Origin of the sequence: Nocardia sp. CA-129566 (assembly GCF_050956075.1) — a bacterium.
In the GTDB taxonomy this organism is placed as follows: Bacteria; Actinomycetota; Actinomycetes; order Mycobacteriales; family Mycobacteriaceae; genus Nocardia.
In genome coordinates this window covers 5,263,760-5,277,864 of sequence record NZ_CP192085.1, presented here as the reverse complement: position 1 = coordinate 5,277,864, position 14,105 = coordinate 5,263,760, and the positions used below count along the sequence as shown (strand labels likewise).

The 14,105-nt window shown below is 63.9% G+C and carries 21 protein-coding genes; 14 read left to right on the top strand and 7 right to left on the bottom strand.

Annotation, left to right across the window (positions count from 1 at the left end; translation table 11 throughout):
* Positions 1-98 precede the first annotated feature (98 nt).
* Entirely contained in the window at positions 99-1,721 is a 1,623-nt protein-coding gene (locus ACQP0C_RS22765; RefSeq protein ID WP_433722869.1) for a CHAD domain-containing protein, read from the top strand.
* 107 nt (positions 1,722-1,828) lie between these two features.
* Complete coding sequence (locus tag ACQP0C_RS22760) at positions 1,829-2,269, top strand: hypothetical protein (protein ID WP_433722867.1); 441 nt, start codon at positions 1,829-1,831, stop codon at positions 2,267-2,269.
* A gap of 163 nt (positions 2,270-2,432) precedes the next feature.
* On the opposite strand, the gene ACQP0C_RS22755 is transcribed toward ACQP0C_RS22760, so the two are convergent.
* Positions 2,433-2,732 carry a catalase-related domain-containing protein gene (locus ACQP0C_RS22755; protein WP_433722865.1) on the bottom strand — a complete coding sequence of 100 codons (300 nt, stop codon included), beginning with the start codon at positions 2,730-2,732 and terminating at the stop codon, positions 2,433-2,435.
* 36 nt (positions 2,733-2,768) lie between these two features.
* Here ACQP0C_RS22755 and ACQP0C_RS22750 point away from each other — a divergent pair, with 36 nt between their 5' ends.
* Positions 2,769-3,602, top strand: a complete 834-nt coding sequence (locus ACQP0C_RS22750; protein WP_433722863.1) for an RNA polymerase sigma factor SigF — start codon at positions 2,769-2,771, stop codon at positions 3,600-3,602.
* A 448-nt stretch (positions 3,603-4,050) separates the two neighbouring features.
* On the top strand, positions 4,051-4,251 hold the full coding sequence (locus ACQP0C_RS22745; RefSeq protein ID WP_433722861.1) for a hypothetical protein: 201 nt from the start codon (positions 4,051-4,053) through the stop codon (positions 4,249-4,251).
* 140 nt (positions 4,252-4,391) lie between these two features.
* Here ACQP0C_RS22745 and ACQP0C_RS22740 read toward each other — a convergent pair whose 3' ends face one another.
* On the bottom strand, positions 4,392-4,541 hold the full coding sequence (locus ACQP0C_RS22740; RefSeq protein WP_433722859.1) for a hypothetical protein: 150 nt from the start codon (positions 4,539-4,541) through the stop codon (positions 4,392-4,394).
* A gap of 990 nt (positions 4,542-5,531) precedes the next feature.
* Here ACQP0C_RS22740 and ACQP0C_RS22735 point away from each other — a divergent pair.
* The 10 genes from ACQP0C_RS22735 to ACQP0C_RS22690 all read left to right on the top strand — a co-directional run bounded on the left by ACQP0C_RS22735 (position 5,532) and on the right by ACQP0C_RS22690 (position 10,829).
* Positions 5,532-6,176, top strand: coding sequence for a hypothetical protein (locus tag ACQP0C_RS22735; protein WP_433722858.1), 645 nt, complete (start codon positions 5,532-5,534; stop codon positions 6,174-6,176).
* A 155-nt stretch (positions 6,177-6,331) separates the two neighbouring features.
* Positions 6,332-7,354, top strand: a complete 1,023-nt coding sequence (locus tag ACQP0C_RS22730) for an SRPBCC family protein (RefSeq protein ID WP_433722856.1) — start codon at positions 6,332-6,334, stop codon at positions 7,352-7,354.
* A complete protein-coding gene (gene gvpJ, locus ACQP0C_RS22725; RefSeq protein WP_433722854.1) occupies positions 7,351-7,764 on the top strand; it encodes a gas vesicle protein GvpJ in 414 nt (137 codons plus the stop codon). The genes ACQP0C_RS22730 and gvpJ overlap by 4 nt, the downstream gene beginning before the upstream one ends.
* A complete protein-coding gene (locus ACQP0C_RS22720) occupies positions 7,764-8,519 on the top strand; it encodes a GvpL/GvpF family gas vesicle protein (RefSeq protein ID WP_433722852.1) in 756 nt (251 codons plus the stop codon). Before gvpJ ends, ACQP0C_RS22720 begins: the two co-directional genes overlap by 1 nt.
* Before the next feature lie 3 nt (positions 8,520-8,522).
* A complete protein-coding gene (locus ACQP0C_RS22715) occupies positions 8,523-8,780 on the top strand; it encodes a gas vesicle protein GvpG (protein ID WP_433722850.1) in 258 nt (85 codons plus the stop codon).
* Positions 8,781-8,785: 5 nt separating this feature from the next.
* Positions 8,786-9,121 (top strand): gas vesicle protein, encoded by a 336-nt coding sequence (locus tag ACQP0C_RS22710; protein ID WP_433722848.1) that lies wholly within the window; start codon positions 8,786-8,788, stop codon positions 9,119-9,121.
* The gene (locus tag ACQP0C_RS22705) at positions 9,118-9,504 is read left to right on the top strand and encodes a gas vesicle protein (protein ID WP_406238639.1); all 387 of its coding nucleotides are present in this window, start codon (positions 9,118-9,120) and stop codon (positions 9,502-9,504) included. The genes ACQP0C_RS22710 and ACQP0C_RS22705 overlap by 4 nt, the downstream gene beginning before the upstream one ends.
* Positions 9,501-10,295 (top strand): GvpL/GvpF family gas vesicle protein, encoded by a 795-nt coding sequence (locus ACQP0C_RS22700; protein ID WP_433722846.1) that lies wholly within the window; start codon positions 9,501-9,503, stop codon positions 10,293-10,295. Before ACQP0C_RS22705 ends, ACQP0C_RS22700 begins: the two co-directional genes overlap by 4 nt.
* Positions 10,292-10,519, top strand: coding sequence for a gas vesicle protein (locus tag ACQP0C_RS22695; protein WP_433722844.1), 228 nt, complete (start codon positions 10,292-10,294; stop codon positions 10,517-10,519). Before ACQP0C_RS22700 ends, ACQP0C_RS22695 begins: the two co-directional genes overlap by 4 nt.
* Positions 10,512-10,829 (top strand): gas vesicle protein K, encoded by a 318-nt coding sequence (locus tag ACQP0C_RS22690; protein ID WP_433722842.1) that lies wholly within the window; start codon positions 10,512-10,514, stop codon positions 10,827-10,829. Before ACQP0C_RS22695 ends, ACQP0C_RS22690 begins: the two co-directional genes overlap by 8 nt.
* 181 nt (positions 10,830-11,010) lie before the next feature.
* On the opposite strand, the gene ACQP0C_RS22685 is transcribed toward ACQP0C_RS22690, so the two are convergent.
* The 5 genes from ACQP0C_RS22685 to ACQP0C_RS22665 form a co-directional block, all read right to left on the bottom strand.
* Positions 11,011-11,832 (bottom strand): DUF1206 domain-containing protein, encoded by an 822-nt coding sequence (locus ACQP0C_RS22685; RefSeq protein ID WP_433722840.1) that lies wholly within the window; start codon positions 11,830-11,832, stop codon positions 11,011-11,013.
* Positions 11,833-12,027: 195 nt separating this feature from the next.
* Positions 12,028-12,201 (bottom strand): CsbD family protein, encoded by a 174-nt coding sequence (locus tag ACQP0C_RS22680; protein ID WP_433722838.1) that lies wholly within the window; start codon positions 12,199-12,201, stop codon positions 12,028-12,030.
* 111 nt (positions 12,202-12,312) lie between these two features.
* The gene (locus tag ACQP0C_RS22675; RefSeq protein ID WP_433722836.1) at positions 12,313-12,537 is read right to left on the bottom strand and encodes a hypothetical protein; all 225 of its coding nucleotides are present in this window, start codon (positions 12,535-12,537) and stop codon (positions 12,313-12,315) included.
* 278 nt (positions 12,538-12,815) lie between these two features.
* Positions 12,816-12,971, bottom strand: a complete 156-nt coding sequence (locus ACQP0C_RS22670) for a DUF6131 family protein (protein WP_433677880.1) — start codon at positions 12,969-12,971, stop codon at positions 12,816-12,818.
* Positions 12,972-13,251: 280 nt separating this feature from the next.
* Positions 13,252-13,905 carry a HemK2/MTQ2 family protein methyltransferase gene (locus ACQP0C_RS22665; protein WP_433722834.1) on the bottom strand — a complete coding sequence of 218 codons (654 nt, stop codon included), beginning with the start codon at positions 13,903-13,905 and terminating at the stop codon, positions 13,252-13,254.
* Positions 13,906-14,105 lie beyond the last annotated feature (200 nt).

Here is a 14,105-nt window from a genome sequence, read left to right as displayed (position 1 = left end):
AGCAGACACAAGAGCGGTCCCCGCGAAGCCGTCGAGGGCGTCTTGGAGGATGCCAAAAGGAAAGACCAAGGAAGCCACGGGCGCCATCACCGGCGACGATGATCTGCGGGGCGGCATGTAAGGAAGCCGAAGCCGAGAAAGAACGGGGCAAAGCAGCCGCGCGCGAGGTGTACGCGCAGAACACCCGCATCGCTGACCGACGGGCCTGGGGAGCGCGGCGCGATCAACCGCAATCGGGATCGACTTCGCTGTTTAACGTGGCGTTTGCTGGGAACGCGGTAACGGTGAAGGACGTACTCGAACGGGAAAGCAAATGGGCGGTCGACCGGGACTTCACCCTGCCGAGGCTCGACGATCTTGTCACGAACAGCCGCGTCGAGGAGATGCCGGTCGAGCTGACCAGCATCTATTTCGACACCGCCGAGCGGGACCTGCTCGCTCACGACCTGACGTTGCGTCGCCGTGAGGGAGACGACGAATCCGGCTGGCAGTTGAAGATCCCCCACTCACGGGGTCGCGTGGAAGTAACCGCGGGGCTGTCGGACGAGCTGCCGCACGAACTCACCGAGATCGTCAACGGCGCTGCGCTGGGGAGGCCGTTGACTGTGGTCGCCAGGGTTCATACATTGCGCCGCCGTCACCGCATCCTCGGTTCGGGCGGCGAACTGATCGTCGAGATCGATGACGACACGGTGGACTCGACCGCGGCCGACCGGCCTGCGGAACTGCTCGCCTGGCGTGAGATCGAGATCGAACTCGGCCCACACACCGACAAGGTCCCGACGATATTGCGCGACCGGCTCGCCGAAGCGGGTGCGCGCGAGTCGAGCTATCCCTCCAAACTGTCCCATGTGTTGTCCGAGCGATTCGGACCGGCCGACGCCGGCTCCCGGGCCGAACGTGCCTTGCACGACTACCTGACCACACAGATCGACCTGATCTTCGTGGGTGATGTCGGGTTACGCCGGGGCGAGGAACCGATCCACGACACCCGCGTCGCGACGCGACGACTCCGCTCCACGTTGCGCGTGTTCGATAAGCTGATGGACCACTCCGCCATCGGCGAGATCGACAACGAGCTGAAGTGGTACGCAGCGCTTCTCGGCGACATACGCGATTGCCACGTCCAACGCCGTCGCCTCGACGATGAACTCAATGCCCTGCCGCCCGAACTCGTCCTGGGTCCTGTCGCTGCGCGGATCGACGCGACGCTGCTGGCTCGGCAGTTGCCGAGCCGCACTGCTCTCGCCGAGGCCATGAACTCGCCCCGCTACCTGCGGCTGCTCGCGACTCTGCAGACATGGAAATCCCAGCCGCCGTTCGAGCGACGGATCCGTCGGCGCCAACTGGTGAAGCGGGCCCGCAGAGCCGCGGGCAAAGCAGACCGCCGGTTGGTAACCGCGTTGCGCAACCACCGACACGAATCGATGCACCGCGCACGCAAAGCCGCCAAACGCGCACGCTACGCCGCCGAACTGTACAAGCCCGTTCGAAAGGCCGCGGGTGCAAGGTCGAACATCAAGTACTACAAGAAGATTCAGCGCCTGCTCGGCGACTACAACGACAGCGTCGTTTCGACCGAATTCCTGTGGCGAATCGCGACAGCGGCAGGCACGGCAGGCGATGAGAACGGTTTCACCTACGGCCTCTTGTACGCGAACGAGGTGCACGCCACCAAGGCCGCGGGCCAGAGTGTCGCGGCCGTTGTCGCCGGTGAATAGGTAGGACTTACGGGGGATCAGCCTGGGCCTGTGATCGGTCATTTTCCCAGTTCGGGCGTGGTCGAGTGGCGCTAGGGTAAGAGGGGGTGAGTGCGAGGAGTCGGAAGATGAGCACCACCGTTGTGATCGTGATCATTGTCATCGTCGTTCTGGTCGTTTTGCTCGCGGCTATCGCTTGGATGTTGATGCGTAAGCGGCGCGAACACTATCGGGCCGAGGCTGCGCGTATTCGTGAACGTGCGGCGGAACGGGAACTCGAGGTCGGTCAGCGGGAGGCGCGGGCGGACGAGACCGCCGCCAGGAGTCGGGCGGCGAAGGCGGAGGGCGAGGTCAAGGCGGCGCAGGCTGAGCAGCTTGCCAAGCAGGCCCACGTGCATCGCAGTGAGGCGGCGGATTCGCGAACCGAGTTGGACAAGGAGTGGGAGCGCGCGGATAAGGTCGATCCGGATAAGGTCGATCTGGATTCGAAGTCAGGTGAGACCTCAAAATCAGATGAGACACAGCGGGGGACTGATCCTGAGCAGGCGCCGCACAGCCCGAGAGGTTGATCCTGACGGTTCTCCCGCTGTTCGGGGCTCGGGAACATCGCCGCCACCGACGCGGCCCCGGCCGCTATGTTCAGTGGCCGGGTCGGCGCCAGGGGGCGTGCCTAATGTCCTTGTGGCGCTGTGATATTAGGCTCGGCGTCGGTTCATCTGGCGGCCGCGTCGGTCAGGTTTTGTGCTGCGCTGATGAGCGGACGGGGTTGTGCTGCTGAGCGGCCTTGGGGTCGTGTTCATGCTGTTCGGCTTGTACTTCGGCTTCGACGCGGTCGGCGAGAATGTTTGCGATGTTGCGCCGGTATTCGAAGGCCCGATCGAGTACCGGCGCGCTGACGCCGTTGCGGAGATGGCCGACGATGTTGTCCACCAAGCGATCTCGGGCCGCGTTGTCCAGGAGAACGAGTACCTGCGGTTCGAGCGGCTGGCGCCCTTTGGTCACGTTTCGATCACGTACGTCGGGGTAGCCCATTGACATCGAACTTCATATGAAGTGAGGGAGACCCGGATGAGCGGAACGACGGTTCGAAACGAAGGATCCCGAGACACCACCGGTGCCGGAGACAGTTACGACGACATTGAGCCATGGTTCGAGAAGTTGGCTGCCCTGGAATCGGGGGACTCCCATCGGCAGGTCGTGCGTGAGGAAATCGTGCGGCGGTGTCTACCCTTGGCCGACCACATCGCGCGTAAGTTCGCCGGCCGCGGTACGGAATTCGACGACTTACAGCAGATCGCTCGGGTAGGGCTGGTGCAGGCGGTGGACCGCTTCGACGTCACTCGCGGCTGCTCGTTCCTGTCGTTCGCGGTGCCGACCGTTATGGGCGAGGTGCGGCGCTACTTTCGCGACCACACCTGGGCGCTGCGAGTTCCGCGTCGGGTCAAGGAACTGCAGGCGCTGATTCGTCCGACCGTGGAGACGCTGGCGCAGCGGCTCGGGCGAATGCCGACCGCGAGGGAGATCGCCGCCGAACTCGACCTCGAACTCGGTGAGGTCACGCAGGCGCTGATCGCGGCCGACGCCTACCAGACCAACTCGCTCGACATCGGTGTCGGCTCCGACGACGAAGGCACTCGACGATCGGTCGTCGACACGCTCGGTGCCGTGGAGCCGTGCTACCGATTGTTGGAGGACGCGATGTCGGTGCGTCCGCTGATCGCCGCACTTCCCGAGGCCCAGCGTCGGATACTGATCATGCGTTTCTTCGAATCCAAGACCCAATCCCAGATCGCCGAGCGACTGGGCATTTCTCAGATGCAGGTCTCACGTCTTCTCACCAGAACTCTGAACAAGCTGCGGGAGCAAGTGATCGGCGCGGATAACCGCCGTGAAGTCGCGTGACAAGCCGTGCCGCCGACGGGCGCTCGGCCCTCCTCGATCTGGGGGGCTGGCCAACCCGGCTCAGGTAGCTATCGGCCGCACGGACGCGTGATCGGCCGTCTCCGAGTTGCCTCCGAAACACCGCTCGCCCAGGATCATTGGCGAATACCGCCGTCGCGCTGGGGCAGGGCACGGCTGCGATATCGCCCTGTTTCGAACAGCACTGCGTGGGAAGTCACTTATTGACCGCGCCGAAACGGCGTTGGGCACCTCTGTTCAGGTAATTAATCGGTCGATATCGGCTGTCCCGCCGATTATCCGTTGTGGCGACCTGGATGAAGGAGGAAACGGAAATGCGATTTGTGCTCGGCAATTGGATCCAGAAGAACTCGATCCGCGAGAAGCGAGTGCCGGACACCGCTCCAGCGAATCGCGGCGGCGTGCAACGAGTGTCCGGAGGAGGTGGGTGATGCGTTTAGTGTCATTGCTGGTACTCGTGTGGTTGATCATCGGGGCGATCGCGGCGGGGCAACGTGGATACTTCACCGACCGGGAGCAGAACTGCGCAAGTGTGGGAACCATCGCGGTCACGGTGATTGCCGGGCCCTTGAACTATGCGGGCGTCAACCCCAAGGTCACCAACTGCAAAGTTCCGCAACCCAGCCGGTAAGTCGAGGCGCCGACGGACATGGTTCCCGCGCCTCATTCGCCAACCCCCGGGAACTCATCCGATGAAGGAAGACACCGATCGAGGTCGAACTGAGGACCGGGCTGTCCCGAGGGTGCTGATCGCTTGATTGCCAAAGGGATTCAGGCGGTTGCGTCGAGCGCTCGGAAGCCTGTTGTGGGGCTCTCGTAGACCCAGTCGTCGAGCGACCCGTATATCGCGCCCGGTGGCAACTCGGTCACCTCACCGGCGGCTGCTGCTACTGGCAGCAGGTCCAGGGCCAGCTCGGGCAAACGTCCGCGCGGTAGAACTTCGCACTGTCACCAGGACGGTGGGGGTTTGCAACGTGAGCGTGGCAGAAGTTGGCTACTGACACAGGACCCGCGGCAAGGCTGCGATGTTCTCGTGTCCGTGCGCGGCTCTGCTATGAATCGACGGCGGCGGGTGTTGTGAAACGTTGTTGCGATAGCCGTGCATTCGCTACGATTCTGATCGTTCCGGTGACTCGGAAGGCCCACCGACGGCGCCAGCGTCAAGCCGTCGTTCGAGGACAGCGGACAGGGGGTTCCGGGCTGGAGGCCGACTCCCTGCGCCAACACCATCAGCCTGGCAAGGGAGCCAGAATGAAGCGAACCGACGCAACAACCCCCGCATTCGAACTGCTCTCGGAAGTCCACGCGGCAGGTTTCGTCTCCGTGGACCACTTCATCGCAACGCTACGAGTTGATCCCCTCGCCGATACCACACAGCTGCCGCCCCTTGCTCCGGCCCTACCTTCTCGCCCCGGACGGCATCGTAAGTAAGGCAGCCGACTGTCTCGCCGTCGTATAGTCCCGTAACCGACGCCCGCAAGCGGGCAGGCGGCCGCAGCGCGAAAAGTTGCGGCGCTTGTCGACCGCCTCGGAGTTCGCGATCGCTGAGGCGGAAGCGCCGTACCTTCTGACACGGGGGTTGTCCAACCGGTTGTTGTGACGGACGCGATCTGCTCACTGGTGGTTGCGCCGGGACGTGCTGTCCCGATGGTCGCACCTGTCCCGGTCGTCGACCTAATTCGCGAACTTTCCAAATTCATTCGGCGTCGAATGGCCCGTGACTTGTTGGTCGCTGGAAGGCGGCCCGGATACCGGACATTCACGGATGTTCGCAGGCAGAACCACCGACCAACCAAAATAACCAGGCATACGCTGTGTACGGCCATTGCAACGTGGTATACCCCGCTCATAGGGATGTCGTCACTCGATGCCGCACCAATGCTGTGGCAGTCGAGCCAGCAAGGAGTGAGCATGAAAGGTGGAGCAAGAATTGCGATAGGGATGGGCATCGGGTACCTGCTGGGCCGCACGCGCAAGATGCGCTTTGCGTTGACGCTCGCGGGTGCGGCAATGGCCAGGCGGTCCACGGGAGCCCCCGCGGAGCTGCTGGAGTTCGGGACTTCGCTACTCAAATCGTCGCCGGAGCTGACCCGGCTGACCGACACTGTTCGTGGCGAGTTGCTGGGCGCAGTCCGGTCGGCCGCGGTCACCGCTGCGAGCAGCAGCATCGACGCGCTCAACGACCGGTTGCAGCAGGGCGCGACGCTCGTGACGGATGAGGACCGAGCCGAGTCGCGGGAAACGGATTCCGACGAAGACGAGTATGACGAGGAACCGACCCGCGATGACGAGCAAGCCTCCGTCGACGAGGACGAGGATATCGAGGACGAAGCCGATTCCGGTCGAGGCCGCGGCAAGGACGCCGACGAGGAAGACACCAGGCAGCCTGCCACGCGGACGCGGGCACGCCGGTCGGGGACCGTCGGCGGGCGGAAAACCGGCTCCCGGACCGCGGTCCGTAAGTCCGGGTCCGCGGAGCGCAAGCCGCCTTCGTCCGCCCGACGCCGTAGTCGTTCCGACGCCGACGAAGCGCCCGTGCGACGCACCAGGAGGTGAGGTCGATGGCGAAGACATTGCGCGACACGACGGCCGGAGTCGGCAAGGCGGCCACCGATACTGTCGGCCGAGCCACCGAAGCCGCGACCCGGGCTGGGTCGACGGCCCGGAAAACAGCACAATCCACCGCCCCGACGGGCCTCCTGCAGGAATCTGTGCAGAATCTCATCGGAACACTGACCGAACGCGCGGCGTCCGGGCTGACGGATCGACTATCGAAGACCGCTGGCCGGTTGAACGAGTATGGCGAAGGTAGCGGCGGGAATTTGCTGGCGGCGCTGACCGGTGTGGAGAAGCTGTCCGAAGGTGCCTCGCCGTTCCGAGCGGCCCTGAGCGGAGGTTTGAGCCAGTTGCGGCACTCGGTCGGCGAGACGTTCGAGAACGTCAAGGAGTCATTGACCGGCGGCAAGGGCAAAGGCGGTGGCAAGAAGCTGAAGCTGACCAATATCGTCGAGCACATCGACGTGGGGGTTCCGGTCGATCTGGCCTACGACCAGTGGACCCAGTTCGCGGACTTTCCGAAGTTCACGAAGAAGGTCGAGCAGGTCGAGCAGGTCGCCGACGAGAAGCTCAGCTGGACCGGCAAAGTGTTCTGGTCGCGCCGGACCTGGGAATCCACGATCCTCGAGCAGGTGCCGTTCGAGCGGATCATCTGGCGTTCCAAGGGCGCCAAAGGCTACATCGACGGTGCGGTCACCTTCCACGAGATCACGCCGGGGCTCACCCGCATTCTCGTGGTGCTCGAGTATCACCCCCAGGGACTGTTCGAAAAGACCGCCAATTTGTGGCGCGCGGCAGGTCGCCGGTGCCGCCTGGAACTCAAACACTTCCAGCGGCAGGTCATGATCGAGGCTGTGCTGCACAGCGACGACATCGTGGGCTGGCACGGCGAGATCCACGACAGCGAGGTCGTCAAAGACGACGAGACCGCACGGCGCGAGGAAGAAGAGAACGAGGAAGAAGAGAACACCGAAGAAGACCGGATGGACGACGAAACCTCCGCAGACGAAGAGCAGGACGAGGCCGACGAAGACGAGGCCGACGAGGAGGAGGCCGACGAGCAAGAGGGGGACCGGCGAGACCAGGGCGAGGCAGCAGAAACAGAGCCGCCGCGCCGCCGAACCGCCGCCCGCAAGAGTCCAGTGACCCGCCGGTCGAAGCAAGGAGCAAGCAGATGACTATTGAACCCGCAGGAGGCGCAGGCGGTGGCGGAACCGGCACGTTGGCTCGGCCGAACTCGTCCAGCCTGGCTGATGTCGTAGATACCATTCTCGATAAAGGCCTGGTCATCGACGCTTTCGCCCGAGTGTCACTGGTCGGTATCGAACTGGTGACCATCGACGCGCGCGTCGTGGTGGCCAGTGTCGACACGTATCTGCGTTTCGCCGAAGCGGTCAACCGGCTCGAGATCTCGAGCAGCGAACCGAAGGGCCTGACCGATATCGTCGGCGACGTCACCGAAGGCGCGGCGAAGCACAAGACGAAAGGCGCACTCGAGGCGGCTGGCGAGAAGGTCACTGACTTCCTCGGCGACGTGCAGGAGAAACGTCAGAAAGTGCACCGGCCATCCAGGCGCGAGGAGGAGTGATGGCTCCCGAATCAACAGCCGTCTATGTCTATGGCATCGTGCCCGCCGACGTCGAGCCCGAATCACACGCCACCGGTGTCGGCGATTGTGAAGTCGCGGTGGTGCGGCACGGTGAGATCGCCGCGCTGGTCAGCCCGCTCGAGTCCGACCGGCCACTGGGCACACCGGAGGACCTCACCGCCCATGAGAAGCTGCTGGACGGGTCGGCCGCCGTCAGCCCGGTGTTACCACTGCGGTTCGGTGCGGTCATGACCGACACGGATGCGGTGGAGAACGAACTGCTTGAGGCGAACGAGGAAGAATTCCGCGCGGCTCTGGTGGAACTCGAGGGCCGGGTTCAATTCGTGATCAGAGGCCGCTACGTCGAAGACGCGATTTTGCGGGAACTGCTCGACGAGAATGCCGAAGCCGCCCGACTGAGAGACGAAATCCGCGACAAACCGGAGGACGCCACCCGCAATGAGCGAATCGCACTGGGCGAGCTGATCAATCAGGCGATCGAGGCCAAGCGCACCGAGGACACCAGCAAGGTGGTTTCCGAACTCGAGAAACTCGAAGCAATGGTCAACCAGCGCCAACCCAGCCACGAAGAGGACGCCGTCCACATCGCGGTACTGGTCGAATCGGCCCGGCAAGCCGAGCTGGAGGGCATGTTGCGCCAGCTCATCTCGGACTGGGACGGCCGGGTGGAGCTGAACCTGCTCGGACCGATGGCGGCCTACGACTTCGTCACGAAGCGAGCCCCCGAGGGGTGAGGCATGGGTCTGTTCTCATCGATATTCTCATTCCCCCTCGCGCCGGTCCGCGGCGTGATCTGGGTGGGCGAAGTGATCCAGGACCAGGTCGAACAGCAGCTCAATGATCCCGCCGCGCTGCGGCGCGAGCTCGAGGAGATCGATCGCGCCGCGGAGGCCGGTCGCTTGTCCGACGAAGAGCGGAAGCAGGCACAGCAGTCCGTCCTGGATCGTATGACCGGCTCTGTGGACAGTGCGACCGCTAACGACCGGAAGGAGTGACTCGCGTGGCCCGCAAGCCCGCTTCCGACGATTCTGAGGATGTCCACTCGGCATCGAACGAACAGCCTCCCCTGACCGCGGCGCAAGCCGCGGCAGTGGCGATCGAACACCTCATGGAACTCACTTCGAAACACATACAGGGCGTCACCTCCATGGAACCGACCGAGGATGGGTGGCTGGTGGAGATCGAGGTACTCGAGGACCACCGCATCCCATCGTCGGCGGACATCCTGGCGCTCTACGAGGCGGAGATCGATCTCGACGGAAATCTGCTGGCCTATCGCAGAATCAAGCGTTATAGCCGCGGTAGCACCGACATCGGTGGAAGGGAGCCGCGATGACGGTGGTCGGCGGCGGATCGTCGGTCCCGCAGCCCTACGGGGGCGGGCATCAGTCCACGAACCTCGCCGATATCCTGGAGCGGGTCCTCGACAAGGGCCTGGTGATCGCGGGCGACATCCAGGTGAACCTGCTCGACATCGAACTGCTCACGATCAAACTGCGGTTGGTGATCGCGTCCTTGGAGACGGCCAAGGCGGTCGGCATCGACTGGTGGGAGACCGACCCCTGGCTCAACAGCAAGGCCCGCACGCTGGAACGGCAGGATCGGGATCTGGAACTCGAAAACCGGGAACTCCGGGACCGGATTGCCCAACTGGAGGCGACGAACGAACGCCGTCAACTCATCGAGCGCGGCCGCGAGCCGAAGGAAGAACGATCGTGACCGGTGGTGTCGGGATCTGGCTGTACGCGGTGTCGTCCAGCTGCGGCGACGCGGCGGAACTGAGCGAAGTGACCGGAGTCGCGGGCGAGCCGGTGCGGATGGTGGTCTCGGCCGATCTGACGGCAGTCGTCGGCTCGGTGCCACTAGAGGTTTTCGGGGAACAACCACTACGCGGGCACTTGGAGGATCTCGACTGGTTGGAGGCGACAGCCCGCATGCACGACGCCGTTGTGTCGGCCGTGGTGCGTCGAGGTCCGGCCGTCCCGCTACGACTGGCCACGGTCTTCAGCGACGACAACCGGGTGCGCGAACTGCTCGACGAGCGGCGAGCCGACTTCGGTGCCGCCCTGGCCCTGGTGAGTGGGCGCACCGAGTGGGGCGTAAAAGGCTACGGCGATCGCGCTGCCCTGACCGCTGCCGTGGCCACGGCCCGAGCCGCGAACTCGGGCAGCGCGACGGGGGCAGGGACCGCGTATCTGGCCCGGCGGCGCGCGCAACTGTCCGCGCAGGAGAGCGTGGAACGCGACGCGGCAGAGCGCGCCGAGAAAATCCACACGCGTTTGGTTCACCACGCCGCGGCGGGACGACGTCAGGCGCTGACCGATCCAGCGGTGAGTGGTCGCCGGGACTGGATGGTGCTCAACGGGACCTACCTTGTGGACAACGATCGCACCGACGACTTCACCGCGACCGTGACGATGCTCGACGCCGAATTCCCCGGCATCCGACTCGAACTCACCGGCCCGTGGCCGCCGTATTCGTTCGCAGGCGTGGAACGAGAGCCGGGATGAGCCAGGTCGTGCGCAATGTCGACGACGAGCGCCGTGTCGCGCTGGTCGACCTGCTGGATCGGGTGCTGGCCGGCGGGGTGGTGATTTCCGGCGATATCAAACTCGCCATCGCCGACGTCGACCTGGTGCAGGTCTCGTTGCGCGCCCTCATCTCCTCGATCAGCACTCTGTCAGCGCCGAGCGGGTCCGCGCGCACTGGTCTGGAACTGCCCGGCGATGACTGAATTCGGCGGCATCCCACCGCGTATCGACACCGAACCGGAATCCGTCGAGCGCGGGCTGGTCACCCTCGTCCTCACCCTGGTGGAGCTACTGCGGCAACTGATGGAGCGGCAAGCCCTACGCCGCGTCGACGCAGGCGACCTCACCGACACCCAGATCGAACGCATCGGCACCACCCTGATGCTGCTCGAACAACGCATGGACGAATTACGCGACCACTTCGGCCTCACCCCCGAGGACCTCAACATCGACCTCGGCCCCCTCGGCACCCTTCTCCCGCGGGACTTGACCGACCGGGGACCCAGCCCGTAAGTCAGAGGCGCGAAGCCACTCCCGTTTCGCGGTTGCTCGACCGTTGCGGCTCCGTGCGCCGCGGTTGATAGCGGCTACCAGAAAGACTTCCGGCGCCGAACCGGGGTTGGTAGCGGGCCGCATATTCGCGAATGCGGGCCGTGGAGGACCGGGGGTAGATCTCGACGCAACGTTTACCCAACTACATCTTGGTGTACCGGGCCATAGCGAAGCTGTAGAGGCCGTAGGCGATGATGCCCAGGCCGGACGCTATCAGGAGGGCCGCTCCGTAAGGTTGGGCTCCCACGGTTTTGAAGGCGCCGTCGAGTCCGGCGGCTTTGTCCGGCTCGGATCGACTCACGGCGAGGATCACCAGCAACCCGACCGCGGCGATGGCCAGCCCTTTCGCGATGTATCCGACCGTGCCCAACCTTCGTACGAGATCGCTGGTCGTACCCTCGAGGTCGTCGAGGAAGTTCTGGCTCACGCCTTTGTAGACGTGGTAGCCGCCGATCGCGATAATGATCAGCCCGCCTGCGGTGAGGGCGATCGTGCCGGCGGTGGTGTGCATCATGCGTGCGGTGATCCCCATGCTCTCGCCGCTGCTGGACCGGCCGCGGCCGCGGGCGAATCCGAACGCGGAGAGGGCGAAGGCGAAATAGACCACTGCCAGCCCAGCTGCCTTGACACGATTGATCGCTTCGGATTTCTTACTGTCGGCATCGGGTCTGGACGAGCTGCCGAGTGCCGCCTCGACGAGCCGCCACAGCGCCATCAACAGGAACGCGACGATGCACCCCCAGAGGGCGACGACGCCACCCGGCTTGGCGGCCAGTTCCGTCATGGCCCCGGATTGGTCGGCGGTGTCGGCGGTGCCGCCGAGGGCGATCCGGATGGCGATGTAGCCGATGATCAGGTGCACGATGCCGCTCATGACGAAGCCCGCGCGAGCTGATCGTTCGAAGACACTGTTCTGGGCTACCCGGCCCGCGGCCGAGGCCGGGTTGTCGTACGACGCCGACATCGAGGACGGCTTGTCGGCTCGATGAGGGCGCGGACCATTCGGCATGGAGTTCATGCGGGTCGGGATCGGAGTTCAGCCGGCGCGCGCCGTAGGCGCGTTGCGGGCCGGCGTGCTGGTGGATGCGGGAGCGATTCTGCGAGCGGGTGGTCTCGCTGGACCACCCGCCCGCAGTCGACGCTGCTGACGAGCGTCGAGTCAGTCGCGAAAGGCGTCCTTGACCTTCTCGCCTGCACCCTTGAGGTTGGACTTGGTCTGGTCGGACTTGCCCTCGGTCTGTTTACCCTTGTCGCCGGTGGCCTCGCCGAACTTTTCCTTGGCCTTACCGGCGAGCTCCTCTGCCTTGTTCTTTGCCTTATCTACGGTGCCCATGATCGCGGCCCCTTTGTTCGAAGGTGCCGGCCTGCTGGCTCCAGCCGGTCTTCTGACGGATAACCCGCATTCGGACAGCTAAACAACTGCGGCCACCGACGACCGAGTAGTTCACCGATCAGCGCCAGGGGGCCGGACTTGTCTGTGGCCGCCCGGATCGCTGAGGTCGCGACCTTCGTGCGCCTTGATCCGGCGATGTTCGGCGAGCACGATCAGTGTGCCGATGGCGAGGAGTAGCGTGCTGGCGATTGCGCCGAATATTGCCCAGCCCTCGAAACCGTATCCGGTGGCGGTCAGGGTGAGCGCGACTCCGACGATCCCGAGCAATAACAGCACGAGGCCAGTAAAGTTTCGGGAGTCCTCGATCGACTCGCCCGCGTGGCTTCTGGTGGTTCTTGCAGAGTCCGGGAATTGGTGACGGGGAGTTTCCATGCTCCGGTTTTGCCCCGCGTCCGTGCAGCGAAACATGTGTAGCCGATATCGGAATCGCCTGCGTTATTCGGTCTGAAACCCGGGTAGACAACAACGAGACGCCGGGCGGGACTCGAGCAACGACACAGAAGGGTGGATGTTGTCTCGACCGATTTCTGATCGTGGCTGAGTCAGAATGCTCGTCAGTAGTAATGGCGTCGGCCGCCGACGGCGCGGCCTGTCGACCCCAACAGCAGTAATACGAGCCCGATGACGAGAACCACGATACCGATCGTCCATAGGATCGGGATACTGAATATGAACCCAACTATAAGAAGGATGACTCCGAGAACGATCATGGCCAGCTACCTGGTTTCGCTACTGTGCTCGAAGGGCCGCGAGAACCCTCCGGTGCTCTTATAGATCGATCGGGGGCGCAATGCCAGCACCGCTCAGTGCGCCTCCGACCACGGCCATGGGAAGAACAAAGCAACGATGATCAACCCGATGTCCTGCGTATTCCAGTAGACGCCTCAGGATCAGGGATGTACACCCCTGTTTATCGAGTCGCGGCTCGGCAGTGTTGCGGCATTGCGTTCGTGTTCGTATGCGACAGATAGAGATCGGTGGGCTATTCGCTCAGCAGTCGGTGTGGTCGGCGCGGATCACGAGCAGTTCTTCTTCGCATTGACCGGGAGAAATCAAGCCGCCGCGCTCGAGCCATTCGGTATGTCGCCGCAGTACCGGCCCGAATGGAATCATCTGTCTGGCGACTACGGCGGTCGTCAATCCGCTGTCGCGTAATCGATCCACGGTCATCTTCCCATTCGCCAGCGCGGAGTGGACGATCAGTGCGATCCCGCCGGGGGCCAACACATCCGGCAGCATCGAACATAGCTTGTCCAGTAGGCCGCGGCCGTCCGGCCCGCCGTTCCACGCTCGGGACCCGGCGAACCATACGGGTTCGGCGCAGGGCACGTACGGCGGATTTGCCAGCACAACATCGAACCTGCGACCAGGAAGAACCTCTGCGAAATCGCCATGAATCAGCTCGATGGGCAGGCCGCGCAGCCGACTATTGAGCCACGCTGAACATATCGCCGACCGTGATACATCAACCGCGGTCACTGCTGTTGCGCCAGCCCGAACCGCGGCGATCGCCACCGCTCCCGTTCCGGTGCATATATCGAGCACGCGCGACCATCGTGGAAGCCCCGCTTCGGCCAATGCCCGAACCAACAGCCAGGTATCGCCTTGTGGTCGGTACACACCAGGACATCGCAGCAAGGGCATTGTCGCATCGCGATCACGCGATTCTCCGCAACTCGAACCGCTAACGGTCTGACCAGCTGTGAGCTGTGGCTGCTGACCGGTCACGTTATCCGTGGTTGCCATGACAGATCCTCGGAATGGAATCATCGGCCCGGGCAGGTAGTCCGGAGTTGATTTGTTGTATTCCCGCTGTTCGATCACCAAAACCGAGAGCCGGTCAT

Bases quoted from the DNA above. Each gene is read 5' to 3' on its own strand.
- ACQP0C_RS22705 (WP_406238639.1), top strand. From the start codon at position 9,118: ATGACGGTGGTCGGCGGCGGATCGTCGGTCCCGCAGCCCTACGGGGGC.
- ACQP0C_RS22750 (WP_433722863.1), top strand. From the start codon at position 2,769: ATGAGCGGAACGACGGTTCGAAACGAAGGATCCCGAGACACCACCGGT.
- ACQP0C_RS22670 (WP_433677880.1), bottom strand. From the start codon at position 12,971: ATGATCGTTCTCGGAGTCATCCTTCTTATAGTTGGGTTCATATTCAGT.
- ACQP0C_RS22760 (WP_433722867.1), top strand. From the start codon at position 1,829: ATGAGCACCACCGTTGTGATCGTGATCATTGTCATCGTCGTTCTGGTC.
- ACQP0C_RS22755 (WP_433722865.1), bottom strand. From the start codon at position 2,732: ATGGGCTACCCCGACGTACGTGATCGAAACGTGACCAAAGGGCGCCAG.
- ACQP0C_RS22680 (WP_433722838.1), bottom strand. From the start codon at position 12,201: ATGGGCACCGTAGATAAGGCAAAGAACAAGGCAGAGGAGCTCGCCGGT.
- ACQP0C_RS22690 (WP_433722842.1), top strand. From the start codon at position 10,512: ATGACTGAATTCGGCGGCATCCCACCGCGTATCGACACCGAACCGGAA.
- ACQP0C_RS22685 (WP_433722840.1), bottom strand. From the start codon at position 11,832: ATGTCGGCGTCGTACGACAACCCGGCCTCGGCCGCGGGCCGGGTAGCC.
- gvpJ (WP_433722854.1), top strand. From the start codon at position 7,351: ATGACTATTGAACCCGCAGGAGGCGCAGGCGGTGGCGGAACCGGCACG.
- ACQP0C_RS22665 (WP_433722834.1), bottom strand. From the start codon at position 13,905: ATGCCCTTGCTGCGATGTCCTGGTGTGTACCGACCACAAGGCGATACC.
- ACQP0C_RS22765 (WP_433722869.1), top strand. From the start codon at position 99: ATGATCTGCGGGGCGGCATGTAAGGAAGCCGAAGCCGAGAAAGAACGG.
- ACQP0C_RS22695 (WP_433722844.1), top strand. From the start codon at position 10,292: ATGAGCCAGGTCGTGCGCAATGTCGACGACGAGCGCCGTGTCGCGCTG.
- ACQP0C_RS22735 (WP_433722858.1), top strand. From the start codon at position 5,532: ATGAAAGGTGGAGCAAGAATTGCGATAGGGATGGGCATCGGGTACCTG.
- ACQP0C_RS22715 (WP_433722850.1), top strand. From the start codon at position 8,523: ATGGGTCTGTTCTCATCGATATTCTCATTCCCCCTCGCGCCGGTCCGC.
- ACQP0C_RS22745 (WP_433722861.1), top strand. From the start codon at position 4,051: ATGCGTTTAGTGTCATTGCTGGTACTCGTGTGGTTGATCATCGGGGCG.
- ACQP0C_RS22720 (WP_433722852.1), top strand. From the start codon at position 7,764: ATGGCTCCCGAATCAACAGCCGTCTATGTCTATGGCATCGTGCCCGCC.